This window comes from Spiroplasma endosymbiont of Poecilobothrus nobilitatus (genome assembly GCF_964030655.1).
Taxonomy (GTDB): Bacteria; Bacillota_I; Bacilli_A; order Mycoplasmatales; family Mycoplasmataceae; genus Spiroplasma.
Genome location: NZ_OZ034915.1, coordinates 724,501 through 751,076 on the forward strand (window position 1 = coordinate 724,501; position 26,576 = coordinate 751,076).

A 26,576-nucleotide genomic window follows, 5' to 3' on the forward strand; every position below is an offset into this window, starting at 1 on the left:
GGTTGTCATGTTAAAAATTAATGGTAATCAAATTAAATTAATTGTTACTGATGTTGATGGCACATTGATTACTGATGAGAAAGAATTACCAACTATTGTTCAAAATAAATTGCTTGCATTGCAAGCAAAAGGGATTGCTGTATCAATTGCATCAGGACGAATGCCTCTTGGTTTTGATAATTACACAAGAGAATTAAAAATTAAGGATTATTGTCAATATGTTATTGGCGCTAATGGTGCTTTAGTGTATGATGCTAAAAACAATAAGTCAGTTTATAGTAATTTAATGCCAATTTCGGTTTTAGTTATTGTAATTGATATTTTAATAAAATATCAATGTGATTTTACAATTTCGTATCAAGATGATGATAATTTATATTGTGCTGGTGAAAAATTATTAGAAATTAAATCAAAACCGGGTGCATTTTTAGATGGGATGAAACAAGCAAAACCATTTTGCTCTGATGATATTAAAATAGCCAATAAAATTGTTGCAAAGCATTCATTTAAAATGATGTTTCAAGAAATGTATACAGCTTTAAAACAAGTTTTAAATATTAATGTTGAACCACTATCTGAATATGGATGTGATATTGTACATGGTAATTCAAATAAAGGGCAAGCAATTTTACATTTAATTGATATTTTAAATCAAAGGCAAGGACGAGAAATTAAATTAGAAAATGTTTTATATTTTGGTGATAATTATAATGACCGTTTTGTGTTTGAAATTTTACCTTATGCAATTGCAATGGAACATAGTCCAACTCCGATTTTAAATTTAGCATACGATGTAGCTAGCAGCAATAATACCGGAGGAATTTATCATTATTTAAGCAACCTTGAAAAAAATAATTAAAATTAATTTAAAATACAATAATTTTGGTAATTTTATAGTATTATTAATAAGAACATAATTTAATTTAGAGAGGGATGTTTTAATGAACCTATCAAGTATGATGTTTTTAGCAATTGAACCACAATTAGCCAATACAATTATTTATGTTTTTGAAATAATTGCTTTAATTGTATCAATTATTATGATTATTATTGGTTTATTACAAAACAAAAAAGCACAAACAGGATTAAGTGCTTTAAATGGTGGTAATGATGAATTATTTGCTAATAGTAAAGAACGTGGGTTAGATCAAACATTATCTATTTTTATGTTAGCATTTGGTTCAACATTATTAATTATTACATTATTGATAAATTTATTAACGAAAGTTATATTGTAATAATTAAGTCTTTAAAAATATCATTAATTTAAAAGAGATTTAAAAATGTCTCTTTTTTCATTTAGGGGGAAAGGTATATGCACGATCGAATTGTAGCCATTTTAAAAAAACAAACAAAACCAATTGATACGATTGAATTAGTACAGTTATTAGATATTAATAAAATTGATGATAATAAAATGATGTTAAAAGTTTTGGTTGAATTAGAAAATGATAATATTATTGGAGTCACACAACAACATAGTTTTTATTATTTTGATCCAAAAATTTATTTACGAGGAGTTATTAGCATTAATAAAAAAGGTTTTGGTTTTATTAAAATTAATAAAAACCAAGAAGAATACTATGTTAAACAAGATGATTTAAATAATGCCTTAGACCAAGATCAAGTTTTGTTTATTTTAAAAAAACAAAAAAATGATAATAATTCTAAAAAAGCAGAAGCACAAGTAATTAAAGTTCTGAAGCGAAATAATGAATATGTAGTTGGAGTTATTAAAAATAATCGTCATCAACAAAAATATTTAGAAATTTTAAATAATAAATTAACGCAATATCGTGCTGAAATTATTAATTTAGCTGATGCAATTGAAAATACAATTGTCAAGGGAATCATTACAAATATTAATAGTAAAAACAATTTAATGCAAGTTAAAATCATTGATATTATTGGTAATACTAATCAAGTCGGTGTTGATGTCTTGGCTATTTTACATGAATTTAATATTCGCACTAAATTTAATGAAGAAACATTAAATGAGGCAAACCAAATTAAACAAGATGTTGATGTTGCAACAATATTAGCAGATAAATCACGCCGTGATTTACAAACAGAAATGTTTGTTACAATTGATGGGAATGATTCAAAAGATTTTGATGATGCTATTTTAGTTAAAAAAAATCAAAATGGTAATTATTTATTATTGGTTGCGATTGCTGATGTTGCACATTATGTTCCACAGAATAGTTATCTTGATAAAGAAGCTTTTGACCAAGGATGTTCAGTTTATTTAATTGACCGGGTTGTCCCAATGTTACCAGAAAAATTAAGCAATGGGATTTGTTCGTTAAATCCTTTTGAACCACGATTAACATTAATTTGTGAAATGGAAATTAATCAGCAGGGACATGTTGTTAATTCTAGTATTTATGAAGCTGTCATTATTTCAAAAGCGCGATTAACTTATGATGAAGTTAATAAGTTATTCTTCCAAGAAAAAAATCAAATCTCAGGAGAAATTGCTCAAATGTTGCTTTTGGCGCAACAGTTATATAAAATTTTAGTTTTAAAAAAAGAACATGATGGGGTTGTTGATTTTGATTTAGATGAACCAAAGTTTATTGTTGATAAAAATGGTAAGATTAAAGATATTGTTGTGCGAGAGCGTGCTGATGCAGAAAAATTGATTGAGAGTTTTATGATTCGTTCTAATGAAGCGGTAGCCGAAACAATTTATTGAATGGATTTGCCATTTGTTTATCGAGTGCATGATAGGCCAAAACCAAAAAAATTGTTTGATTTGTATACGCAATTATCTTATTTAGGTTTAAATATTAAAGGTAAGTTAGAAAATATTCACTCTAAAGATTTACAGCAAATTTTAAATAAGTTAAAGGATAAGGAAAATTTTAAAGTTATTTCAGCTTTAGTATTACGAAGTATGGAAAAAGCTAAATATAGTGCTATTAATGATGGTCATTTTGGGTTGGCATCTTGATGTTATACGCACTTTACTTCACCAATTCGGCGTTACCCCGATTTAGTTGTTCATCGTTTATTAAAAGAGTATTTATTTCAAGGAAAAGTTAAAATTACTGATTTAGAACAAACGCGAACTTTTGTTAGTCATGCTAGTCAACAGTCATCCCTTGCAGAATTACGGGCAATGGAATGTGAACGAGAAGTTGATAAAATGAAAGAAGCTGAATATATGGAAGATAAAATTGGTTATGAATATGATGGTATTATTGCTGGAGTTACTTCGTTTGGAATTTTTGTTGAATTACAAAATACGATTGAGGGATTGGTTCATATTACTGATTTAAAAAATGACTATTACGTTTTTGATGAAAAAAGTTTAAAATTAATTGGAGAACGGAAACGAAAAGAATATTTTTTAGGAAAAAAAGTACGAATTAGAGTAAAGAAAGCAAGTAAAAAATTACGGCAAATTGATTTTGAACTAGTTAATTAAGGAGTTGATATTAATGTTGACAATTACAATTAATAAAAAAGCACGGTATAATTATGAAATTATTGAAACCTATGAAGCTGGTATTGTTTTGACAGGCAGTGAGATTAAGTCAATTCGTAATAATGATGTATCAATTAATGAGGCGTTTGTTATTATTCAAAAAAATGAGGCCTTTGTTATCAATATGATAATTGCTCAATATAAATTTTCAACATCATATGCACCAGATGCTGATCGGACTAGAAAATTGCTTTTGCATAAAAAAGAAATTAAAAAGATTTTGCAACGGATTAAATTAGAACGTTTAACATTAGTGCCATTAAAGTTATATCTTAAAAATAATTATGCTAAATTAGAAATTGCTTTAGTCCGTGGAAAGAAGAATTATGATAAACGAGAAACAATTAAACAACGCGATAATGAGCGTTTACGTCGGAAATATTAATTTTTAATTTAAAGATAGTTATGATTTTAAACAGAAGGGAGGAACTTTATATATAAAGTTAAAACAAAAGAAGAGATAATTATAATAAATATGATTAATAATAAGGAAATATATTATTTTTTAGTTAATATATGAGTGTAAAACTGTTAGAAGTTATAATAAAAGTGTAAATAAGAGAGGAAGTAAGAAATGAAGTACGGGAGAAATAGTTACCGTTATTGTTGCTTCGTTATCATTCATAAGAACAATTATTTCTTCAATATTTACTTTTATTTCTAGTAAAAATAGTCAACTAAATGAAGTAAAAATTGATGAAATACATAAAAAGTTAATAGAAAATCATTCAAGAATAATGGAAATTCTAATAAACAAAGCATCTTCCACAATTGACAATGCGATTAATGGTTTTATAAAATTATTTAAACAAAGTAATAAAGATCAATCATATGAAAAAATGGTAGGGGAAATAACAAACTCAAATGAACCTGATATTAGTTAAAAAATGCTTATTAAAATAAAAAAGTCATATGAAATAATGATGTTTAGGAGGAAGAATTATGACTTATAAAGATAAAGAAAAATTACAAGCAAAATTTATTGATGGGTTTATTAAAAATGAATTTTATGATGTGGAATGGCAACACTTTTTAGGACACTTTTTATATAGACATTTGTTTTCTAAAAGTAACTGGAGATAAATAATTTAAACTGCCATGAATTCGAATATTGTTATATCAATGCACAAAATCAAAAAGTTCGTATTTTAATTGTGTTAAATTTTTAAATTTTTTACCCTTAATAAATTCAGTTTTAAAAGTTTTGTAAGTTGTTTCAGCCACAGCATTATCATAAGGGCAGCCTTTATTGCTTAATGATCTTTTAATATTAAAAGTTATTAAAATTTCATCAATGATTTTATTTTTAAACTCATTACCACGATCAGTATGAAATAGAGTTATTTGATTTAATGGTCGTGTTATTTTATGAAAAGCTTGTTGGACCATTTCGGCTGTTTTATTCGGACCAGCACTATAACCAATTATTTCACGATTAAACAAGTCAATTAATAAACAAATATAATGTCATTTAGCGCCAACTTGAACATATGTTAAATCACTAACAATAACTTCATTAGGTTTTTTGTTGTTAAATTGACGATTTAAAATATTATTAATTTGGTCATTATTGACTGTTGTTTTATGATTATGATATTTTAATTTGGTGTATTTAGAAACCAAATTATTTTTGATCATAAAGAATCTGATTTTTCGCCGCGATAAGATGATATCTTTTTTGTTTAAAATAACTTTAATTTTGCGAGCCCCATAAATTTTGCGACTTTTATTAAAGGCACTGATAATTTCTTGTTCATAATTATTAACTTGCTTGTTAATACATTTATTAGTTTGATAATAATACGTTGATTTTGATAAACCCAAAATCTTACATATTTTTCTTGCTGAATATTTTGTTTTGTTGTTATTAATTATTGTTATTTTTTGGCCATTATCAGTGCGGCTTGCTTTAAAATGTCATTTTCCATTTTCAAGTCTTTAAGTTCTTTTCGTAAAGTTATTATTTAATTTTCTTCTAGTGTGCGATTGTCTTTTGCTTTAAATGAACCAGAATTATTATAATTTTTAACTCAACTATAAATAGTTGGTTTTGGTAAATTATATTCTTGCCCTAGATTAATAACACTTTTACCATTTTTATATAGCATGACAATTTGTTTTTTAAATTCTTCAGAGTATGAAGTTTTATTTCCCATTTTTATATTCCTTCTTTCTTAATAATTTTATCTAATTTTGAAGTCTATATAATTATGGTCCTAATAATTGTAGCCTATCCATATTATTATCAAACTAATAAATGTATTAACAAGCAAGTTAATAATTATGAACAAGAAATTATCAGTGCCTTTAATAAAAGTCGCAAAATTTATGGGGCTCGCAAAATTAAAGTTATTTTAAACAGAAAAGATATCATCTTATCGCGGCGAAAAATCAGATTCTTTATGATCAAAAATAATTTGGTTTCTAAATACACCAAATTAAAATATCATAATCATAAAACAACAGTCAATAATGACCAAATTAATAATATTTTAAATCGTCAATTTAACAACAAAAAACCTAATGAAGTTATTGTTAGTGATTTAACATATGTTCAAGTTGGCGCTAAATGACATTATATTTGTTTATTAATTGACTTGTTTAATCGTGAAATAATTGGTTATAGTGCTGGGACGAATAAAACAGCCGAACTGGTCCAACAAGCTTTTCATAAAATAACACGACCATTAAATCAAATAACTCTATTTCATACTGATCGTGGTAATGAGTTTAAAAATAAAATCATTGATGAAATTTTAATAACTTTTAATATTAAAAGATCATTAAGCAATAAAGGCTGCCCTTATGATAATGCTGTGGATGAAACAACTTACAAAACTTTTAAAACTGAATTTATTAAGGGTAAAAAATTTAAAAATTTAACACAATTAAAATACGAACTTTTTGATTTTGTGCATTGATATAACAATATTCGAATTAATGGCAGTTTAAATTATTTATCTCCAGTTACTTTTAGAAAACAAATGTCTATATAAAAAGTGTCCTAAAAAGTGTTGCCATTCCAAGATAATAATTCAAAACAATTTATTTTTTTTGCAAAGTACTTTTTAAAAGAAATTAATAACAATATGATTAAAGAATGAGAAGAAAAAATTAATAATAAAAAATTAAGCAATGATGTGATAACATCTATTTCTAATTTTTATCATACATTGAAAAATAAATATAATTATCATATATCTAATTAAAAATTCTTCTTGCAAAATAAAAAGTTTTATAAGAAAAATTTTTAGTAATTAAATATTACAATATATTATTACTAAAGTTAACTTTAAAATAATAGTGAGGAGTTTTATTTATGGCAGCAAAAACAACAGATAAAAATTAGCAATTGTTTAAAATATTATTTAAAAATGTAAATAATTGATTTAATCTTTTTAAAAAATAATCTTTAATGGAAAATAAAAAATAAAGATTAAATTTAAATAAAATATCAAAATGTTAATCTGTCTCAGTAACTTATTAATTATCAATATAATTTGTTGTTTTTGTTGGTTTGACTTGCCCATATTATTTTTTAAATCCACGATGAAATTTAAATAATTTGTTTTTTAAAATAATGGTTGGCACTATGTTCTTCCTTCTAAATTTATTTTAAAGACTTAAAAGGTTATGGTTTTTAAACTATAACCTAATAATTGCTTTAATTTTGTAGAAAACTCTTGATGAAATAAAAAAAATCATCAATATGATAACTTTAAAAGAAAATTATATAAACTTTTAATATTGTTATTTAATTTTTTTATACGTTAAAATATAATACCGATGATTGTTGGTTTGGCGTTAAACCTTTATGCTGGTATTTTCATTTTCATAGATTTAAATAATTTTGAATGTTCGTGAAACCTAAGCCATGATAATGAATTAAGGATTCTTTAAGATTTGATTGTAATTTACTAATTTTATTTAACTTCCGATAACTAGCATCAGGATTTGTATTATTTTTAGTTGCTAATAAAATAGAATTTGTTTGTTTTGCTACTAATAAATATAATGGTTGCATGTCAGAAATAATAATTGAATTTTCTTTGATTAATTGTTTATTAATATTTTCAATAATTCACTGTTTTTGTAATCTTTTTGTGTTGGTTGATTTAACATAAATATTATTATTGCTATCAACAGCCATTTGAATACAACATTTAGTGTTGGTTGAAAATGAATCAAGATGAATTTTTATTTTATCAAATTTATCTTTAAAATTACCTTTGTGGATTTCTTTAATAAATGTTTCAACGATTTGAATTTGGCCATTTAACGTTTTAAATTTTAATTTGGTGTTTTCTAATTGTTTTGATTTCATTATTTTTTGGCGATTATATCAAGCGGTTTTCGGTGATGTTTTAATAAAGTGGGAAATCATTTTACTAGATTGCCCTAATAATGAAATTTGAATCAATAAATTTCACTGTTCATAACTTAAATGACTTCAATACGTAAAATGATCACGAAAAGCATCAAAACTAGCACGACATTTTTTGCATAAATATTTTTGTTTTCCTTCAGGATTATGACGATTTTTAACACAATAAAAAGATTGACAATTAGGACATTTAATACCTTTATCCCTAAATTTTTGATCAATTTCATTTAATCGTTTTTGTTTTTTAATTAATTCTGCTTCTTTTTTGACTTTTTCATGAAATTCTAAAAATTGATCATCTGTTAAACTATTTATTAATTCTTCAATTATTTTTTCCATTAATTATTCACCTCTTATATTAAAAATATACCTAATTTTAGGTATATTTTATAAATATCAAGAGTTTTCTACAAAATTAAAGGGGCTTTTTATGATATAATTAACTTAATTAATTTATAATAAGGGGTAACCAATATGAAGTGAGAACCGCAACAAACGATTGAAATATTAAAAGAATATGTTTATAGTAAAAACAGACTTGATGAATATCGTAATCGTGTGGCATTATCAAATTTACAATTACCACCTTTTTATTTAAAAGAAGATAAAAGTCAATCTGTTTCATCAGTTGTTGTTCGTTTTATTAATGAAAAAGAAATTAAAAAAGCATATGATAAAAATACTTATCAATGACTTATAAATAGTTTAGAAGAAACTATTTTAAATTCTTTAAAAATGGGTGAAAATATTATTGGAATTCATCGCCATGAAAATATTTATTTGGCATTATACGAAGATGATGGGGATTTAAATTATTTAATTGAAATTGCTAATTATATTAATACAACTGTTAAAATTATTAATTATACATTATATGAAAAATATCAAGCTGTCCGTGAGGTTAGAATTGGCATTGGGATTGCGAATGATCCATCAATTGAAAGAATTAGAGATTTAGAGGATAGTTTTATTGTTCCATTTGATGAAGATATTAAGGATAGTGTGCAATTAGCAGAAACATATGCGGCAGAAGTTATTATGTTTAATAATTTACCAGTTTGTACTGATGCCTGGGTTTTTATGAATTTAACTGATGATAATCAAGAACTAATTCGAAAAAATTCACGTCAATATTTTAATTTAAGAACACCTCGTCAACGTTTATTTACGGATTTAATTGATCCTAATGTTGCAGTAGAACTTGAACGAGGTACCTTGCAAGTTGAAGAATAAGATAAAAATAATTAGGTTAAAGTTATTTAGTCTTATTCTTTTTTTGTTTAACATCATTATTATTTCGGTATAATCATAAGTAGAAAGTGAAGTGGAAGAAAATGCAGGCATTAATTTTTCAAGGAAAAAATAAAATTGAATGAACCGAAACTAACGAGCCAATTATTAAAAAAGCAACAGATATTATTGTTAAAATTGAGGGATTTACTTTTTCACATGCGGATTATCGTCCATATTGGGGGCATGATAATATTGTTGTTCCTAACACAATTATGGGGCATGAAGGAGTCGGTGTCGTGACAGCCAATTGGAAGATGATGTTACAAAACTTAAAATTGGTGATCGCGTTGCAATTGGATGTGTTACTCATTGTAATATTTGTCAATGATGTGAACAAAAAGCATTTGCTAATTGTACTAATGGTGGTTTTATTTTGGTAACTAAAATTAATGGAACGCATGCTGAGTATGTTCGTGTTCCTTATGGGGAAAAAAGTGTTATTAAAATTCCAAAAACAATGAATTTAACTGATGCACCAATGTTAAGCGATGTGTTACCAACAGGATATGAAAATGTTATTAAAAAAATTGATTTAAAACAAATTAATAATATTGCTATTATTGGTGATGGGCCAATTGGTTTAGGCATTTTATTATTATTAAATAAATATAATAAAAAAATTGATATTTATGGTCATCATAGCCAAAAATTAAATTATTTTAAAAAAATGGGGGCGCATAAAATTTATTATAGTACTTTAACTACTTTTGATATTAAATATGATTTAGTAATTGAATGTGTAGGTAATGACCGGGGTACTTTTGAACAGGCACAACAAATGATTAATTTTAATGGTACAATTATTACAATTGGTGTTTTTAAAAAACCAGTTGTCTTTAACTTACAACAATTATGAAATCAAAATATTACTATTCATACCGGAATTTTAAATTGTTATACTTTAAAAGAACTTGTATTAAAAATTGAAAATAAAGAAATTATTCCGAAGTATTTAGTATCAAAAACTTTTAATAAAAATGAAGTGTTAAAAGCATATGAAACTTTTATGGAGACAGATATTTTTAAAGTTGTTGTGAAATTATAACAAGCAATAGAATAGGGCGAAGGAAAGAAATGGGTTTTTTTCAAAAATTAAAAGCAAAACGTGAAGAAAAAAAACAAATTAAATTAGAAAAGGCTTTACGAAAAACACGTTTAATCTTTTCTAATGATATTAAAAAATTAGCACATAAGTATAAAGAATATGATGATAAATACTTAGAAGAATTAGAAGAAATTTTAATTGCAAGTGATATGGGAATGAATATGGTTTTACAAATTACTAATCAAATTCGTAAAAAAGTACGAAAAGGTTGAAGCATTGAAGACACGAATGATTATTTGGTTGAAGTAATTATGGATTTATATAATGACCCAAAAAGTAAACAAAATAAATTAAATATTAAAGACCAGCGATTAAATGTTATTTTAATGGTTGGTGTTAATGGCGCCGGTAAGACAACAACTATTGCTAAATTAACAAAACAATTTATTGACCAAAAGAAAAAGGTCCTATTAGTTGCTGGTGATACTTTTCGGGCAGGGGCGGTTGAACAATTAAACCAATGAGCAGAACGTTTAGATGTTAACATTGTTAAACCGTTAAAAGAAGGTCAAGATCCAGCTAGTGTTATTTATGATGGAATAGTTAAAGGAAAAAAAGAACAAGTTGATATTATTATTATTGATACAGCTGGGCGTTTACAAAATAAAGTTAATTTAATGAATGAATTAAATAAAATTAATCGTATTATTAAACGCGAAATTCCCGATGCTCCACATGAAACCTTATTAGTAATTGACGGGGTTACTGGTCAAAATGGTATTTCGCAAGCAAAGAATTTTTCGGAGGTAACCGATGTTAGCGGGATTGTTTTAACAAAAATGGATGGTACGGCTAAGGGGGGCGTTGTTTTAGCGATTAAGGATCAATTAAATATTCCCGTTAAGTTAATTGGCTTGGGTGAGCAACCAACTGATTTACAAGAATTTGATATTGAGCAATATATTTATAATTTGACCAAAGATTTATTTAACAAGAATGAAGTGGAAATAGAATAATGAAAGATTTGGAAAAATCAAATGAGTTAATTCTTTTATATGAATTATATCGGGAATTATTAACAACAAAGCAAAGAGAATATTTTGAATTATATTTTTTTGATGATTATTCATTAAGTGAAATTGCGGGGTTAAAAAATGTTTCGCGTAATGCTGTTTATGATTCATTGGTAAAAATTACAAATGCTTTGCATAAATTTGAAAATAACTTACAATTAGGTTATAAGCAGCATCAACGAGGTATCATTTATCAAGAATTTGAAAATATTAAGGAATGTGCTGGGTTAATAAAAAAATTAAAAAAAATTGATAGTGATTAAGGAGAAACTAAAATGAATATTTTAATGATTGGTGATATTTATGCACAAGCTGGACGGACAGCTGTTAATAAATATTTGCCACAAATAATAAAAAAATATAAGCTTGATTTAATTATTACAAATGGTGAAAATACTACCCATGGGAAATCATTATCAAAGCATCATTATAATGAATTAAAAGAAATGGGGATTAATATTATTACTTCCGGAAATCATATTTTTCGTAATCCAGAAGTTTTAAATTATATTGAGGAAGTAAATGATTTATTAAAACCAGCAAATATGAATTCGTTTACACCGGGGAAAGGAACAGTTGTTGTTAAGAATAATAATAAAAAAATTCGTGTGACTAATTTAATGGGTCGTAGTTTTATGGGACCAGTAGATAATCCATACACAATTTTTGAAGAAATTATTAATAATGATGATAGTGAGCTTCATTTTGTTGATTTTCATGCCGAAGCTAGTGCAGAAAAATTAGCTTTTGCTTGGAATTATGATGGTATTATTACTGGTTTTTTTGGAACGCACACTCATGTTCAAACAGCAGATAATCGAATATTACCAAAAGGAACAGCATATATTACTGATGTTGGGATGTGTGGTAGTTATAATTCAATTATTGGTGCAAATCCAGAAGAAATTATTCTTAAGGAAAAAACTGGTTTACCAGTGCGTTTTGAACCAGCAGCTGAAAATGATAAATTAATTTTTTCAGCAGTATGATTACAAGTAGATGATAAAACTAACCAAGCAGTGAAAATTGAACGAATTTTAATTAATCCAGAAAATGAAACTGATTTTTTAGGATAATAAAGGAGTATCTTAAATGACTAGTTTAATTAAAACGAATGTAATCATTATTGTTGTTTGTATTATTCTAGGAATTTTTTTGTGTTGTTATTTTTTTCTACGTTGTTATCGTCTTTTAAGCAAGAAAACAAAACGAGGAGAAATTCAATTACCTGAATATATCGAACATAAAAACTTTATTACTTCTGATCAATATGAATTATCAACATTAGTAACAATTGATAAAGCTGGTCAGGATATTATTTTAGCAGTTCATGATTTATACGGCAGTAAGGAAAATTTTGCTGGTTTAATTAATAATGAAATATGAGCTAATCATAAAGTTTCAGTAATTGCTTTTAATCAACGCAATGTCGTAGATAATGTGCCAACTAGTATTAAAAATGTTGGAGTTTTAGTGAATGATATTATTGACGTAATTACAGCTTTAAAAAATAAATATGAACAACAAAGAATTGTTTTATTATTAGAAGGATTTTCATGTGGTTTAATTAATTTGTTATTGAAACAAAAACAATTAATTGAAAAAGTTATTTTTGTTAATCCAATTACAAATTTAAATGGAATAAGATTTTCAATGATTAGTAAAATTGGGATTGGATTTGGTTTTTTATTTAATTTAAACAAAACTCTTAAAATTCATATTGATTATCAACTTTTAAGTCAAAATAAAGACTATAGTACTTTAATGATGGAAAAAGAACAAACTTATTTTTTAAATCAAATTTTACAATTCAATTATCTTAATAAAAAGATAGTAAAACAAATTAATAATATTAAAGTAAAAACTTTAATATTACAAGCAGAGGCTGATAAATTTTATGATGCAAAACAAGTAACTTTAATTAATAATGGACTAGTTAAAATAAAAAAAATTGAGACAGCAAAACATTACTTATTCACTAATCAAAATATTAGTGCTGAAATTATTACCGAAATAATTAATTTAAATTAAAATTAACTAATTTTTAAGTTATAATATATTTGTTGTCAAGTAACAACATAAAACTTATTCAGAAGTGGTTAGTACGCTAAGCAATGATCCACTAGCAACCCTATATTTAACTAGAAGGTGCTTTTAGCAGGGCAAAATGATATGCTACCAATAAGATTTATTAGTTATTAAATAGAACTTAACTATTAATTTATATGTAAACATATTGTTATTAATGCCACATTATTCTGATGTGGTTTTATTTATGATTAAGGAGAAGAAAAGATGGGAAAAGAGCGAATTTTATTTACATCAGAATCAGTATCAGAAGGACACCCTGATAAGATTTGTGATCAAATTTCAGATGCTGTTTTAGATGCATGCTTAAAAGAAGACCCTTTATCACGGGTAGCATGTGAATGCTTTATTACAACCAACCGGGTTATTATTGGCGGTGAGATTACTACAAAAGCAAAAGTTGATTATGTTAATGTGGCGCGTAAGGTGTTAAAAGAAATTGGTTATAATGATGCAGAATGAGGAATTGATTGACAAACTTGTGAAGTTGAAATATTAGTTAAAACACAATCACCAGATATTTCTCTTGGCGTTGATAAAGCTGGAGCTGGTGATCAAGGAATCATGTTTGGTTATGCAACAAATGAATCAGATAATTATATGCCGTTAGCAATTTCTATTGCTCATGCTTTAGTAAAGCGAGCAAGTATGCTACGTAAAAAAGGAATGTTTATTGGGGCACGACCAGATATGAAATCACAAGTAACATTAGACTTAACTAATGTTAAACATATTTATATTGATACAATCTTAATGTCAATTCAGCATGATGAAGATATTGATGAAGCTAAATTTAAACATTTTGTTATTACGGGAATTATGGAACCAGTTGTGCAAGAATTTAAAATGAATTTAGATTTTAAAGTTTTAATTAATCCAACTGGTCGATTTGTAATTGGTGGACCAAAAGGTGATGCTGGGTTAGCGGGGCGAAAAATTATTGTTGATACATATGGTGGCTATGCACGGCATGGCGGTGGTGCTTTTTCGGGAAAAGATGGAACAAAAGTTGATCGTTCAGCAGCATATATGGCCCGTTATGTTGCAAAGAATATTGTTGCGGCAGGATTAAGTGAACGATGTGAGATTCAATTATCTTATGCGATTGGAGTTGCTGAACCAATTTCAATTTTTGTTGAAACATTTGGAACTAATTTTGTTGCAAATGATATTATATTAAAGGCGATTAAAGAAAATTTTGATTTTCGTCCCCAAGGAATGATTGAAACATTAGATTTACAAAAACCAATTTATCAACAAACGGCAACTTATGGGCATTTTGGTCGTTACCACACTGAACTACCATGAGAAAAATTAGATAAAGTTCAAAGTTTAATAAAATATTTACCAGTTGTTTAATTTTTAGATATAATTAACATAAAGAATAAGAGGAGAAAAACTAATGAAGTATAAGTTAATTGCTCTTGATTTGGATGGTACAACAGCAAGTAGAAATCGAATTTCAAAGCAAAATGTTGCAGCAATTAAGTGGGCATTGGCAAAAGGGATTAAAGTGATTATTGCAACTGGGCGTAGTATTGGTGCAATTAGAAAAGTTGCAAAAAAATTAGGCATTATTGAAAATAAAATGCCAGTAATTGGTTTTAATGGTGGCATAATTTATGATTTTGCGAAAGAAAAAATTATTCAACAAAATGTTTTTTCTAATGATGAATTAATCAATGTTTTTTATCTTGCTAATGAGTGTAAAATTCAATTATGAGCATATTCAGTTAAGAATGAACATTTTGCTTATGTTAATACTAAGCATAGTTTGATGACTAAATGAATGAGTTTTCACACAAAACGAAAAATAATATTAGTGCATGATCCTACTACTTTATATGACCAATCTTACAAGTTTGTTGTTAGTGGTAAAAAAGAGAATGTTCTAAAATTTAAAGCAAAACTTTTAGTAAAATATGAATTTAATATTTTTGATTGGTCATATTTGCCAAGCCAAAGTTTAAATTTAGAAATTAGTCCAAAGGGTAGTGACAAAAAAGATGCCTTAGAATATCTTGCTAAAATATATAATATTCAACCAGCAGAAGTGATTGCAATGGGTGATGGTTCAAATGATTATGAAATGTTAAAATGAGCTGGCGTTGGAATTGCGATGGGAAATGCTAAAGCGGATATTAAAACTATTTCTGATGATACAACTGCCCATTATCGTCGCTCAGGAGTAGCAAAAGCAATTAATAAATATTTTAAAAAATAAAAAATATCATCAAAACTATTGATATTTTTTTTGTTTTTTTTATAATTAATGTGGTCGTAATTTAAAAACAAAAAGTTTAATATAACTAAACAAAATTACCAAAGGAGGGTTGTCTATGCTACTAGGAGAGAAAATTAAACTATTACGTCAAAAAAATAATTTAACAATTGAAGAATTAGCAAATCGTTGTGAATTAACGAAAGGATTTATTAGCCAACTTGAACGCGATATTTCTTCTACGAGTATTGAAACACTAGAAAGTATTTTAGAAGTTTTAGGCACCAACTTAGCAGATTTTTTTAAACAAGAAAAAAATAGAAAATTCGTTTATGCAGCAGAAGAACATTATGAAGTTGAGCAAAATGATTATCGAATTGAATGATTAGTTCCTAATGCGCAAGTAAATGAATTAGAACCAATTTTAATTAAAATAAAGCCGCAAGGAGAAACAGAACGGATATTACCATTTGAGGGTCAGATTTTTGGTTATGTTTTAAAAGGGACAGTGTTAGTTTATTATGGGCAAAAAGTACAAACAGCACATACTCGTGATAGTTTTTATTTATATGGTAATAATCAACACTATTTAAAAAATGAAACAAATGAAATTGTTGAGGTATTATGAATTTCAACACCACCAATATTTTAAAAGATTAGAAAAGGAGCAGGAGCATTGGAAACAAATATTTTAGAGTTACGAAACATTTCAAAACAATATGAAGGAAAAGTGGTTTTGAAAGGAATTAACTTAAACATTAAAGAAGGAGAATTTGTCACATTACTAGGACCATCAGGATGCGGAAAAACAACAACATTAAGAATTATTGCTGGATTTGAACAACCTAATAGTGGGGAATTATTATTTTTAGGAAAAGACTATTTAAAAACGCCAGTTCATAAACGAGAAGTTAATACTGTTTTTCAAAATTATGCTTTATTTCCGCATTTAACTGTTTTTGATAATATTGCTTATGGTTTAAAAGTTAAACGCAATAAGTATGATGTTATTGAAACTGAAGTAAATAAATTTTTACAATTGGTAGGATTAGAAGGTTTTGAAGATAAAACAGTTGAACAATTATCGGGTGGTCAACGCCAGCGCGTTGCATTAGCACGAGCATTAATTAACAAGCCAAAGGTTTTGTTATTAGATGAACCAATGGCTGCATTAGATGTTAAGCTGCGAAAAAAAATGCAATCAGAATTAAAAACTTTGCAAGGAGAAATTGGAATTACTTTTATTTTAGTAACGCATGATCAAGAAGAAGCATTAACATTGTCTGATCGTATTATTGTAATGAATGATGGAGCAATTCAACAGGTTGGAACACCAGCGGAAATTTATAATGAACCAGAAAATTTATGAACAGCACAATTTATTGGTGACTCAAATATTATTTCAAATGCAATTTTTATTAAAGATAATTTAGTAGAAATTGATGGCAAAAAAATTGTTTGTGTTGACCGTGGATTTGGTGAAAATGAAGACCAAATTGATATTATTATTCGTCCTGAAGATATTGACATTGTTCAAGTTGGAAAAGGATTCTTCACAGGAACAGTTAAAATAGTTAATTTTAAAGGAGTTCATTGGGAAATTATTGTTAAATGTAAAGAACAAAAATATTTAATTCATTCAACAGATAGAGTTGAAGAAGGTGATCAAGTTGATATTTCGTGAAATGTTGAAGATATTCATGTTATGTGGAAAGAGATTGATGATTAAGGAGCAACAATGATGGAAAACAAAAATATTTATGCAAAAAAAGGTAAAGGATGATTTAAAAAACAAGGTAGTAAAATTAAATCAATTAGTCAACATTTTGCCGCTTGATGCCGAACAAAATATTTAAACATTTCTTATCATGCAAAACAAAACAAATGGTTTAAAAGAGGACTCAATCCAATTTTATGGCCACACCTTATTATTATGATTTTATTAATTGTTGTACCATTATTAATTATTTTATTATATTCTTTTATCCAACCAACGGGAAATAGTTTAGTTTTTGAAATTAATTTTAAAAATTTTGTAACTTTTTTTTCAGAGCAAAAATTTGTTATTGCATTATTCTTAGCTTTAGGATATTCATTAATTGCGGCCTTAATTGCAATTGTGATTGCTTATCCAGTTGCTTATGTGATGGCATTTTGTAAATCAAAACTATTGTCAAAAAATATTTGAATTTTAGTAACCTTACCAATTTGAATTAATATGTTACTAAAAATTATTGGATTACAAACAATGTTTAATATTATTGCTCCAAGTTTACTTGGAACACCAATTTCGGTTGTTATTGGAATGGTGTATGCATTTTTACCATTTGTAATTTTACCAATTTATAATAGTTTAGATAAAATTGATACATCATTAATTGAAGCTTCAAAAGATTTGGGAGCAAATGGTTTTAAAACATTTTGAAAAGTTATTTTTCGTCAATCAATCCCAGGAATTATTGCAGGTGGAACATTATTATTAGTGCAAGCAGCAACTTCGTTAATTATTGTTAAATTTATGGGAAATGGTCGAATTAATTTAATTGTTGATGTAATTGAAGCATATTTCTTTAAAGGAGAAAACTTTGGAATTGGCGCAGCAATCTCAGTTGTCTTATCCCTTATTGTTTTTTTAATTATTGTGCTATCAAATTCATTATCAAAATATTTTGAAACAAGAAAGGGGCGTCGCAATGAAAAAGTTTTTTAAATCATCTTATATGGCATTAATTATGTTATTTATTTATATTCCAATTATGATTTTAATTTTATTTTCATTTAATAGTGGTGAAAGTATGAGTATTTTTAATGATTTTTCTGATCGTTGGTATAAACAACTTGCTAGTGAGAAACCTTTTTTACAAAGTATTATTGTGTCAGTTTTTGCAGCAGTAATTGCAACTGTCGTGTCAGTTATTATTGGCACTTTAGCTGCAATTGGATTAAGTCGAGCACGGCTAGTTACACAAAAAATGACATTATCAATTACTAATATTCCATTAATTAACGCTGATATTATTACAGCTGTTTCGTTGATGATGTTATTTATTGCTTTAGGAGCAAATTTTGGAATGTTAACATTAGTTTTAGCACATATTTCATTTGATGTTCCATATGTAATTATTACAGTATTACCACGCTTACGGAAAGTTGATCCAAAATTAATTGAAGCTTCACTAGATTTAGGCGCAAAGCCCTCACAAACTTTGCGAAAAATTATTTTACCAATTTTAAAACCATCAATTGCTGCAGCTGCAGCAATTGCTTTTGCAATTAGTTTTGATGACTTTATTATTTCTTATTTTACTGGTGGTGACGATGTCAATGTTGCAACTTTTATTTATACAATGAAAAGAATTAAACCTTTTATTAATGCTTTTGGTACCATTTGTATTGCAATTATTGGGGTTATTATTATTGGATGAAATGGGTGAAATGTTTATAAAATTAATTATAATAAATTTCGCCGAGAAATGTTAAAAGGAACTTATAAAGATAAAGATATTATGCGCTATGAAAAGAAATTAGCTTTCCTTTATCATCAATTAAATAATAAAAAAATTAATAATGAAAAACAAAAAGAACAATTACGTTGAAAAATTGTTAAACTAGAAAAAAAATATGATAAAAGTGTTTTATGAATTAAGAATAAAAAACAAACTTTTATTGAACGGCAAGAAACTAAAGAAAATATTAATAAAATATCACGGAAAAAATTCCGCTGATTGGCAAAAAGTTGAAAGCCATTATCATTAGCAACGATTTCAGTTGGTTCAATTGCTTTGCTAACAGCAGTTTATATTAAAAATAATATTTATGATTTAGCAGTAGCAAATTGAGGCGAATATATTACTTCAGATTTAATTGGCAAGTTTGAAAAAAAATATAATGTAAAAGTTAAATATAGTGTTTATGATAGTAATGAAACATTATATAACAAATTATATACGACACATTATGACGTGATGGTTCCAAGTGACTATATGGTTAATAAGTTAGCACAAGAAGGACGTTTAGAAGAAAATGATTATCAAAAATTAAATGATGTTGATAAAAATTTCAACATTATTAAACCTAATCTAAATTATCATGGACAAGATGTCAAAGAACGAACAATTGGGAATGAATATTTTAATTATTTAAATGTTGATGTAGCAACAGTACAAAAAACAAATCCAGAATTTTATCAAAATTGTATTGTTCCTTCTACTTTGGATCCAACAACAGCAAAATGTTTTGATAAAAATTATGCGGCATCATTAGCTGATGGATTATTAAATGTTTTAAATAAAAATAAACTGAAAGATGTTACTCAAAAAACAATTGTTAATTATAGTTTACCTTATTTTTGAGGAGAAGTATCACTTGTGATTAATCCAACAGAAAGTAACTTAAAATTTTTAGATGAGATGTTTGCTAAAACAAATCAAAATTTACCAACAACAGCTCAAGGCAAATTTGGTTATCAACGCGCAGAGTGAGAACCTAGTATAAAACGCGATCAAATTAAACTTAATGATGTTGAAAATAATAAGGTTATATCAAATGGAATTTCATGAGATATTTTATGACAAGCAGCCGCAGCAAATAAACGAGTTTTAATTAATAATGATCAACGAAATTTATTTATGTTAACTACTGAAAAAAATTATTTCAAACCAGCACCAACAATGCAAATGGAAGTTGATCATGGTTACAACGAATTAGCAACATTACTAAAACATAATAATGTTGCCTTAATGAATGATGAGTTAATCAATGCAGTTGGTGATGGACGTTTTGATTTTGCTTTTATGTATAATGGTGATGCAATTTATGCTGATACATTATTTGCTAAGAGTCATGAAAAAGCGAGGGGAACAAAATTAATTATTACCCGCCCACGAGCAACAAAGGCGTGAACACCAGAAACAGTTGAAGGAACTAACATTTGAAGTGAAAATATGGTTTTATCAAAAAATGCTAGAAATCAGGAGTTAGCTTATAAATTTATGAATTTTATTATTCAAAATTCATCAGCATTAACAGAAGAAGCTAATTATACTTCACCATATCAACAAGTAATGGATTATGAAAATAATTATAATTATTATAGTAATGGTCATAATCAAGAATCTGGCGCAATGATTAATTATCAACATGATTATGTTCCTGCGGCGAAACTTAATGAGAAGGGAATGTATGTTGCTCAACCAGAAATGGCCGATAGACCATTTGAAATAACTGATTTAGATGGTTATATATTAAATAAATATAATATTTTAATTGCTGGGAAAAACTAATAATTATTTTAAAAATAAAAAATAGAAGTTAATTACTCCTATTTTTTTTATTTTTTAACATTAAATTTTTTTAATTTTGTAGAAAACTCTTGATGAAATAAAAAAAATCATCAATATGATAACTTTAAAAGAAAATTATATAAACTTTGATAGTAAGAAAAAAGTTGAGGTTTGTAAGTATAACAAACAAAATTAAATTTACTTTTTAATTAAGTAATGCAAAAAAAATGCTTAATATTAGGTTTTTAGTAAATTTATTTAATTTGTTTAGTTGTTTTTATTTATATTTTTTTGTAAAATATCAACTTTTGTAATGCTATCTAAACTTTTAATATTGTTATTTAACTTTTTTATACGTTAAAATATAATACCGATGATTGTTGGTTTGGTGTTAAACCTTTATGCTGGTATTTTAATTTTCAGAGATTTAAATAATTTTGAATGTTCGTGAAACCTAAGCCATGATGATGAATTAATGATTCTTTAAGATTTGATTGTAATTTACTAATTTTATTTAACTTCCGATAACTAGCATCAGGATTTGTACTAGTTTTAGTTTCTAATAAAATAGAATTTGTTTTTTTTGCTACTAATAAATATAATGGTTGCATGTCAGAAATAATAATTGAATTTTCTTTGATTAATTGTTTATTAATATTTTCAATAATTCACTGTTTTTGTAATCGTTTTGTGTTGGTTCATTTAACATAAATATTATTATTGCTATCAACAGCCATTTGAATACAACATTTAGTCTTGGTTGAAAATGAATCAAGATTAATTTTTCTTTTATCAAATTTATCTTTAAAATTACCTTTGTGGATTTCTTTAATAAATGTTTCGTCGATTTGAATTTGACCATTTAACGTTTTAAATTTTAATTGGGTGTTTTCTAATTGTTTTGATTTCATTATTTTTTGGCGATTATATCAAGCGGTTTTCGGTGATGTTTTAATAAAGCGGGAAATCATTTTACTATATTGGCCTAATAATGAAATTTGAATCAATAAATTTCACTGTTCATAATTTAAATGACTTCAATACGTAAAATGATCACGAAAAGCATCAAAACTAGCACGACATTTTTTGCATAAATATTTTTGTTTTCCTTCAGGATTATGACGATTTTTAACACAATAAAAAGATTGACAATTAGGACATTTAATACCTTTATCCCTAAATTTTTTATCAATTTCATTTAAGCGTTTTTGTTTTTTAATTAATTCTGCTTCTTTTTTGACTTTTTCATGAAATTCTAAAAATTGATCATCTGTTAAACTATTTATTAATTCTTCAATTATTTTTCCCATTAATTATTAACCTCTTATATTAAAAATATACCTAATTTTAGGTATATTTTATAAATATCAAGAGTTTTCTACAAAATTAAATGAATATTCTGCATTCTATCAATAATTTGTTATAGTTTGCAATCATATTTTACTAGTATTCATTATTCAATGACAATGTTAAATGTTGGTAATGGTCAAAAAATTGTTTTTCAGGACAAGCGCGCTTTAAAAACAGTTTTATATGATGTTGGTGTTAGCTATGGTCGTTCAAAACAATTAGTTAGTAATTATTTAAAATGAGCAGGTATTAATTGAATTTATGCTATTTTTATTTCGCATCAACATGATGATCATAATAATAATTTACCAACTGTAAAAAAATATTTTAATGTTAAACAGGTAATTCAAAATGATGCAAAATTGAGAACATTTCAATTTGGAGGATTAGGATTTACTGTCTTGTATAAAACAATTAATGATGAAGATGAAAATAATAATAGTTTAGTGCTTTTGGTTAAAATAAATAAATATCAAATCTTATTAACAGGTGATATTAGTAAAAAAAATTGAAATAAATTTATTACAAGAAAAATTATATCCAATCACTTTGTTACAAAGTTGGATAGGCTACAATTATTAGGACCATAATTATATAGACTTCAAAATTAGATAAAATTATTAAGAAAGAAGGAATATAAAAATGGGAAATAAAACTTCATACTCTGAAGAATTTAAAAAACAAATTGTCATGCTATATAAAAATGGTAAAAGTTTTATTAATCTAGGGCAAGAATATAATTTACCAAAACCAACTATTTATAGTTGAGTTAAAAATTATAATAATTCTGGTTCATTTAAAGCAAAAGACAATCGCACACTAGAAGAAAATGAAATAATAACTTTACGAAAAGAACTTAAAGACTTGAAAATGGAAAATGACATTTTAAAGCAAGCCGCACTGATAATGGCCAAAAAATAACAATAATTAATAACAACAAAACAAAATATTCAGTAAGAAAAATATGTAAGATTTTAGGTTTATCAAAATCAACGTATTATTATCAAACTAATAAATGTATTAACAAGCAAGTTAATAATTATGAACAAGAAATTATCAGTGCCTTTAATAAAAGCCACAAAATTTATGGGGCTCGCAAAATTAAAGTTATTTTAAACAGAAAAGATATCATCTTATCGCGGCGAAAAATCAGATTCTTTATGATCAAAAATAATTTGGTTTCTAAATACACCAAATTAAAATATCATAATCATAAAACAACAGTCAATAATGACCAAATTAATAATATTTTAAATCGTCAATTTAACAACAAAAAACCTAATGAAGTTATTGCTAGTGATTTAACATATGTTCAAGTTGGCGCTAAATGACTGGAATGGCAACACTTTTTAGGACACTTTTTATATAGACATTTGTTTTCTAAAAGTAACTGGAGATAAATAATTTAAACTGCCATGAATTCGAATATTGTTATATCAATGCACAAAATCAAAAAGTTCGTATTTTAATTGTGTTAAATTTTTAAATTTTTTACCCTTAATAAATTCAGTTTTAAAAGTTTTGTAAGTTGCTTCAGCAACAGCATTATCATATGGGCAGCCTTTATTGCTTAATGATCTTTTAATATTAAAAGTTATTAAAATTTCATCAATGATTTTATTTTTAAACTCATTACCACGATCAGTATGAAATAGAGTTATTTGATTTAATGGTCGTGTTATTTTATGAAAAGCTTGTTAGACCAGTTCGGCTGTTTTATTCGGCCCAGCACTATAACCAATTATTTCACGATTAAACAAGTCAATTAATAAACAAATATAATGTCATTTAGCGCCAACTTGAACATATGTTAAATCACTAGCAATAACTTCATTAGGTTTTTTGTTGTTAAATTGACGATTTAAAATATTATTAATTTGGTCATTATTGACTGTTGTTTTATGATTATGATATTTTAATTTGGTGTATTTAGAAACCAAATTATTTTTGATCATAAAGAATCTGATTTTTCGCCGCGATAAGATGATATCTTTTCTGTTTAAAATAACTTTAATTTTGCGAGCCCCATAAATTTTGTGGCTTTTATTAAAGGCACTGATAATTTCTTGTTCATAATTATTAACTTGCTTGTTAATACATTTATTAGTTTGATAATAATACGTTGATTTTGATAAACCTAAAATCTTACATATTTTTCTTACTGAATATTTTGTTTTGTTGTTATTAATTATTGTTATTTTTTGGCCATTATCAGTGCGGCTTGCTTTAAAATGTCATTTTCCATTTTCAAGTCTTTAAGTTCTTTTCGTAAAGTTATTATTTCATTTTCTTCTAGTGTGCGATTGTCTTTTGCTTTAAATGAACCAGAATTATTATAATTTTTAACTCAACTATAAATAGTTGGTTTTGGTAAATTATATTCTTGCCCTAGATTAATAAAACTTTTACCATTTTTATATAGCATGACAATTTGTTTTTTAAATTCTTCAGAGTATGAAGTTTTATTTCCCATTTTTATATTCCTTCTTTCTTAATAATTTTATCTAATTTTGAAGTCTATATAATTATGGTCCTAATAATTGTAGCCTATCCAAAATGAGGTGAATTAATGAAGTATATTGTTAATGATTTTAATTTAAGTGATTTACAGGAAAAATTGCAAGATTTTTTAAGTAAAAATTGTCAAAATAAATATTATAAAAGAATAAAAAAGAAAATATTTGCATATATTAATTTATGTAAGGAGTTTTTTCTTAAAAATAAGTTGTTATTAAAAGATTTGATTAAAAAATATTTTAAAAATAAATTTTCAACTTTTTATTACTGAGCAAATAAAATTTTACTTGCATATGCAAATAATAATTTTGAAAATTTATTATTAAAATCAACAGTTCATAATAATATTAATTATCAATATAGTGATGTTCGTGAAAATATTTGTGATTTATATTTTGAATATTCTGATAAACACGCTGGTGGTGTTTTATCTTTGTATTATAATTTAAAAAAAGGAATTCATGGCGAAGAATTAAAAAATAAAGCACCCAAAAATTTAAAAACATTTTTTCGTTGACTTAAAAAAGATAAGCGTTGATTAAAAATAAAAAATAAAATTAAAGAAATTAAAAGACAACATCCAAGATATGAAGTCAAAGAATTAGGATTAATACAAATGGATGATAAATATTTTATGCCAAGTAAATTTCCGGTTGATAAAAAGTATTATGTTTATGATTTTATTTATGAAAGAATAAGAGGGGCATTGGGTTATATTTATGAAAAATTAAGCACTGGGAATGCTATTGATGCTGTTAAAAGAGCAATCAGTGATTTTAAAAAAATATTTGGCATTAAAATAACACGAATTAGAACTGATAACGGTTCTGAATTTATTAATAGTCATCGTAATAATCAAAAAAGTACTGTTAAAGAAACTACTTTTACTCAATTTTTAACAGATAAAGATATTTTGCATCAAACAACACCGGTTCGTTCTCCGCAGTCAAACGGTAAAATTGAAAGATTTCATCAAAATTATAATAAGTTATTTATATTTGATGAAAAAATATTGGATGCAGTTGGTTTACAAAATAAATTAAATGATTACTATTACTTTTATAATTTTGAAAAAGTTCATAAATCTTTAAATTTTCAGACACCATTTGAATTTTTAAATAATTTAACTAAATAATTTAAAATTTATAAAGTTTTATTTAAACTATTTTTTTAGTGTACCAATTTTATAATTTTTATTTATATATTTATCATTTTTAATAATGTTTTTATATTTTAAATTATATATTTTATTATTTTTTCTTGTTTTATTGCAATCTCCAAAATGTTTGTGGTATACTACAATTTGTTATATTTTTGTCCTTTTTTTGCCATATAAAAATGCACCCCCTATAAAAATTTAACAAAATCTTTTTTTATTTTACTTACTTTTTAGGGTGCAGTCTTGGGTGTTCACTTTTTACTAGTTTATTTATTTTGATAATAAATCATGCTTATTAGGTAATGATTCTGAATTTGGCAGCGCTTCTTCCTTTGGATTATTGTCCTTTTTTAATAATTCTGGACGGCAATTTTTGTAACTTAATTTGACATTTTTTTAACGGGGTCAAAATCAAGAACTTCTACTTCAACATTGTCACCAACATTAACAAATTCTCGAATATCTCGAACAAAGAAATCATAAAATTCACTAATATGAATTAAACCGGCTGCATCTTTTAATTCACAAAAAGCACCGAACGGTGTGATATTTGTTATTTTAACAATAACCTTGCTTTTTTTATCATACATAATATTTTTTGCTCTTTTTCATAACATTATTATATTATTAAAATGCTAAAAATGATTTGCTATTTTAAAAATTTTGTTAAA

Annotated in this window: 27 protein-coding genes, 2 pseudogenes and 1 riboswitch; of the genes and pseudogenes, 24 read left to right on the forward strand and 5 right to left on the reverse strand. The window is 25.8% G+C overall.

Going from position 1 to position 26,576, the window contains the following annotated elements; all coding sequences use genetic code 4:
* Positions 1-7 precede the first annotated feature (7 nt).
* The 5 genes from AAHM76_RS04205 (at position 8) to AAHM76_RS04225 (ending at position 4,576) form a co-directional block, all read left to right on the forward strand.
* A complete protein-coding gene (locus AAHM76_RS04205; RefSeq protein WP_342255442.1) occupies positions 8-859 on the forward strand; it encodes an HAD family hydrolase in 852 nt (283 codons plus the stop codon).
* 82 nt (positions 860-941) lie between these two features.
* Positions 942-1,238 (forward strand): preprotein translocase subunit SecG, encoded by a 297-nt coding sequence (gene secG, locus AAHM76_RS04210; RefSeq protein WP_342255443.1) that lies wholly within the window; start codon positions 942-944, stop codon positions 1,236-1,238.
* Positions 1,239-1,315: 77 nt separating this feature from the next.
* The gene (gene rnr / locus AAHM76_RS04215) at positions 1,316-3,433 is read left to right on the forward strand and encodes a ribonuclease R (protein ID WP_342255444.1); all 2,118 of its coding nucleotides are present in this window, start codon (positions 1,316-1,318) and stop codon (positions 3,431-3,433) included.
* 13 nt (positions 3,434-3,446) lie between these two features.
* Complete coding sequence (gene smpB, locus AAHM76_RS04220; RefSeq protein WP_342255445.1) at positions 3,447-3,878, forward strand: SsrA-binding protein SmpB; 432 nt, start codon at positions 3,447-3,449, stop codon at positions 3,876-3,878.
* A 557-nt stretch (positions 3,879-4,435) separates the two neighbouring features.
* Positions 4,436-4,576 carry a hypothetical protein gene (locus tag AAHM76_RS04225; RefSeq protein WP_342255446.1) on the forward strand — a complete coding sequence of 47 codons (141 nt, stop codon included), beginning with the start codon at positions 4,436-4,438 and terminating at the stop codon, positions 4,574-4,576.
* Here the strand turns inward: AAHM76_RS04225 and AAHM76_RS04230 are convergent.
* Positions 4,538-5,649 (reverse strand): annotated as a pseudogene (locus tag AAHM76_RS04230) (IS3 family transposase). The gene AAHM76_RS04225 and the pseudogene AAHM76_RS04230 overlap by 39 nt on opposite strands.
* A 54-nt stretch (positions 5,650-5,703) precedes the next feature.
* Here AAHM76_RS04230 and AAHM76_RS04235 point away from each other — a divergent pair.
* Together AAHM76_RS04235 and AAHM76_RS04240 are read left to right on the forward strand one after the other, a co-directional pair.
* On the forward strand, positions 5,704-6,489 hold the full coding sequence (locus AAHM76_RS04235) for an IS3 family transposase (RefSeq protein ID WP_342255447.1): 786 nt from the start codon (positions 5,704-5,706) through the stop codon (positions 6,487-6,489).
* A gap of 15 nt (positions 6,490-6,504) precedes the next feature.
* A complete protein-coding gene (locus tag AAHM76_RS04240; RefSeq protein ID WP_342255448.1) occupies positions 6,505-6,702 on the forward strand; it encodes a hypothetical protein in 198 nt (65 codons plus the stop codon).
* A 554-nt stretch (positions 6,703-7,256) separates the two neighbouring features.
* Here AAHM76_RS04240 and AAHM76_RS04245 read toward each other — a convergent pair.
* On the reverse strand, positions 7,257-8,216 hold the full coding sequence (locus AAHM76_RS04245; RefSeq protein WP_342255449.1) for an IS1/IS1595 family N-terminal zinc-binding domain-containing protein: 960 nt from the start codon (positions 8,214-8,216) through the stop codon (positions 7,257-7,259).
* A gap of 135 nt (positions 8,217-8,351) precedes the next feature.
* Here AAHM76_RS04245 and AAHM76_RS04250 point away from each other — a divergent pair, with 135 nt between their 5' ends.
* From AAHM76_RS04250 to AAHM76_RS04310, 13 genes are all read left to right on the forward strand, one after another.
* Complete coding sequence (locus tag AAHM76_RS04250; protein ID WP_342255450.1) at positions 8,352-9,110, forward strand: hypothetical protein; 759 nt, start codon at positions 8,352-8,354, stop codon at positions 9,108-9,110.
* Between the two features lie 101 nt (positions 9,111-9,211).
* Positions 9,212-9,550: a hypothetical protein gene (locus AAHM76_RS04255; protein ID WP_342256872.1), complete on the forward strand. Its 339-nt coding sequence runs from the start codon at positions 9,212-9,214 to the stop codon at positions 9,548-9,550.
* On the forward strand, positions 9,463-10,215 hold the full coding sequence (locus AAHM76_RS04260; protein ID WP_342256837.1) for a zinc-binding dehydrogenase: 753 nt from the start codon (positions 9,463-9,465) through the stop codon (positions 10,213-10,215). Before AAHM76_RS04255 ends, AAHM76_RS04260 begins: the two co-directional genes overlap by 88 nt.
* A 29-nt stretch (positions 10,216-10,244) precedes the next feature.
* On the forward strand, positions 10,245-11,231 hold the full coding sequence (gene ftsY, locus AAHM76_RS04265; RefSeq protein ID WP_342255451.1) for a signal recognition particle-docking protein FtsY: 987 nt from the start codon (positions 10,245-10,247) through the stop codon (positions 11,229-11,231).
* Positions 11,231-11,551, forward strand: coding sequence for a YlxM family DNA-binding protein (gene ylxM, locus AAHM76_RS04270; protein ID WP_342255452.1), 321 nt, complete (start codon positions 11,231-11,233; stop codon positions 11,549-11,551). Before ftsY ends, ylxM begins: the two co-directional genes overlap by 1 nt.
* 12 nt (positions 11,552-11,563) lie before the next feature.
* Positions 11,564-12,364, forward strand: coding sequence for a TIGR00282 family metallophosphoesterase (locus tag AAHM76_RS04275; protein ID WP_342255453.1), 801 nt, complete (start codon positions 11,564-11,566; stop codon positions 12,362-12,364).
* 16 nt (positions 12,365-12,380) lie between these two features.
* Complete coding sequence (locus AAHM76_RS04280; protein ID WP_342255454.1) at positions 12,381-13,319, forward strand: serine aminopeptidase domain-containing protein; 939 nt, start codon at positions 12,381-12,383, stop codon at positions 13,317-13,319.
* 51 nt (positions 13,320-13,370) lie between these two features.
* Positions 13,371-13,476: riboswitch (SAM riboswitch) on the forward strand.
* Between the two features lie 107 nt (positions 13,477-13,583).
* Complete coding sequence (metK, locus tag AAHM76_RS04285; protein ID WP_342255455.1) at positions 13,584-14,735, forward strand: methionine adenosyltransferase; 1,152 nt, start codon at positions 13,584-13,586, stop codon at positions 14,733-14,735.
* A gap of 43 nt (positions 14,736-14,778) precedes the next feature.
* Positions 14,779-15,600 carry an HAD family hydrolase gene (locus tag AAHM76_RS04290; protein WP_342255456.1) on the forward strand — a complete coding sequence of 274 codons (822 nt, stop codon included), beginning with the start codon at positions 14,779-14,781 and terminating at the stop codon, positions 15,598-15,600.
* Between the two features lie 115 nt (positions 15,601-15,715).
* Positions 15,716-16,249 (forward strand): XRE family transcriptional regulator, encoded by a 534-nt coding sequence (locus AAHM76_RS04295; protein ID WP_342255457.1) that lies wholly within the window; start codon positions 15,716-15,718, stop codon positions 16,247-16,249.
* A 24-nt stretch (positions 16,250-16,273) separates the two neighbouring features.
* On the forward strand, positions 16,274-17,326 hold the full coding sequence (gene potA / locus AAHM76_RS04300; protein ID WP_342255458.1) for a spermidine/putrescine ABC transporter ATP-binding protein: 1,053 nt from the start codon (positions 16,274-16,276) through the stop codon (positions 17,324-17,326).
* Positions 17,327-17,338: 12 nt separating this feature from the next.
* Positions 17,339-18,307 carry a spermidine/putrescine ABC transporter permease gene (gene potB, locus AAHM76_RS04305; RefSeq protein WP_342255459.1) on the forward strand — a complete coding sequence of 323 codons (969 nt, stop codon included), beginning with the start codon at positions 17,339-17,341 and terminating at the stop codon, positions 18,305-18,307.
* A complete protein-coding gene (locus tag AAHM76_RS04310; RefSeq protein WP_342255460.1) occupies positions 18,291-20,879 on the forward strand; it encodes an ABC transporter permease subunit in 2,589 nt (862 codons plus the stop codon). Before potB ends, AAHM76_RS04310 begins: the two co-directional genes overlap by 17 nt.
* A 350-nt stretch (positions 20,880-21,229) precedes the next feature.
* Here AAHM76_RS04310 and AAHM76_RS04315 read toward each other — a convergent pair whose 3' ends face one another.
* Entirely contained in the window at positions 21,230-22,189 is a 960-nt protein-coding gene (locus tag AAHM76_RS04315; RefSeq protein ID WP_342255461.1) for a transposase, read from the reverse strand.
* Positions 22,190-22,306: 117 nt separating this feature from the next.
* Here AAHM76_RS04315 and AAHM76_RS04320 point away from each other — a divergent pair, with 117 nt between their 5' ends.
* From AAHM76_RS04320 to AAHM76_RS04330, 3 genes are all read left to right on the forward strand, one after another.
* Positions 22,307-22,819 (forward strand): hypothetical protein, encoded by a 513-nt coding sequence (locus AAHM76_RS04320; protein ID WP_342255462.1) that lies wholly within the window; start codon positions 22,307-22,309, stop codon positions 22,817-22,819.
* Positions 22,820-22,871: 52 nt separating this feature from the next.
* Entirely contained in the window at positions 22,872-23,150 is a 279-nt protein-coding gene (locus AAHM76_RS04325) for a transposase (RefSeq protein WP_342255463.1), read from the forward strand.
* A 239-nt stretch (positions 23,151-23,389) separates the two neighbouring features.
* Entirely contained in the window at positions 23,390-23,629 is a 240-nt protein-coding gene (locus tag AAHM76_RS04330; protein ID WP_342255464.1) for a hypothetical protein, read from the forward strand.
* On the opposite strand, the pseudogene AAHM76_RS04335 reads toward AAHM76_RS04330, so the two are convergent.
* Positions 23,591-24,702: pseudogene (locus tag AAHM76_RS04335) on the reverse strand (IS3 family transposase). The gene AAHM76_RS04330 and the pseudogene AAHM76_RS04335 overlap by 39 nt on opposite strands.
* Positions 24,703-24,756: 54 nt before the next feature.
* Here AAHM76_RS04335 and AAHM76_RS04340 point away from each other — a divergent pair.
* A complete protein-coding gene (locus AAHM76_RS04340; RefSeq protein WP_342255465.1) occupies positions 24,757-25,881 on the forward strand; it encodes an integrase core domain-containing protein in 1,125 nt (374 codons plus the stop codon).
* Positions 25,882-26,285: 404 nt separating this feature from the next.
* Here AAHM76_RS04340 and AAHM76_RS04345 read toward each other — a convergent pair whose 3' ends face one another.
* Entirely contained in the window at positions 26,286-26,495 is a 210-nt protein-coding gene (locus AAHM76_RS04345) for a S1 RNA-binding domain-containing protein (protein WP_342255466.1), read from the reverse strand.
* Positions 26,496-26,576: the final 81 nt, after the last annotated feature.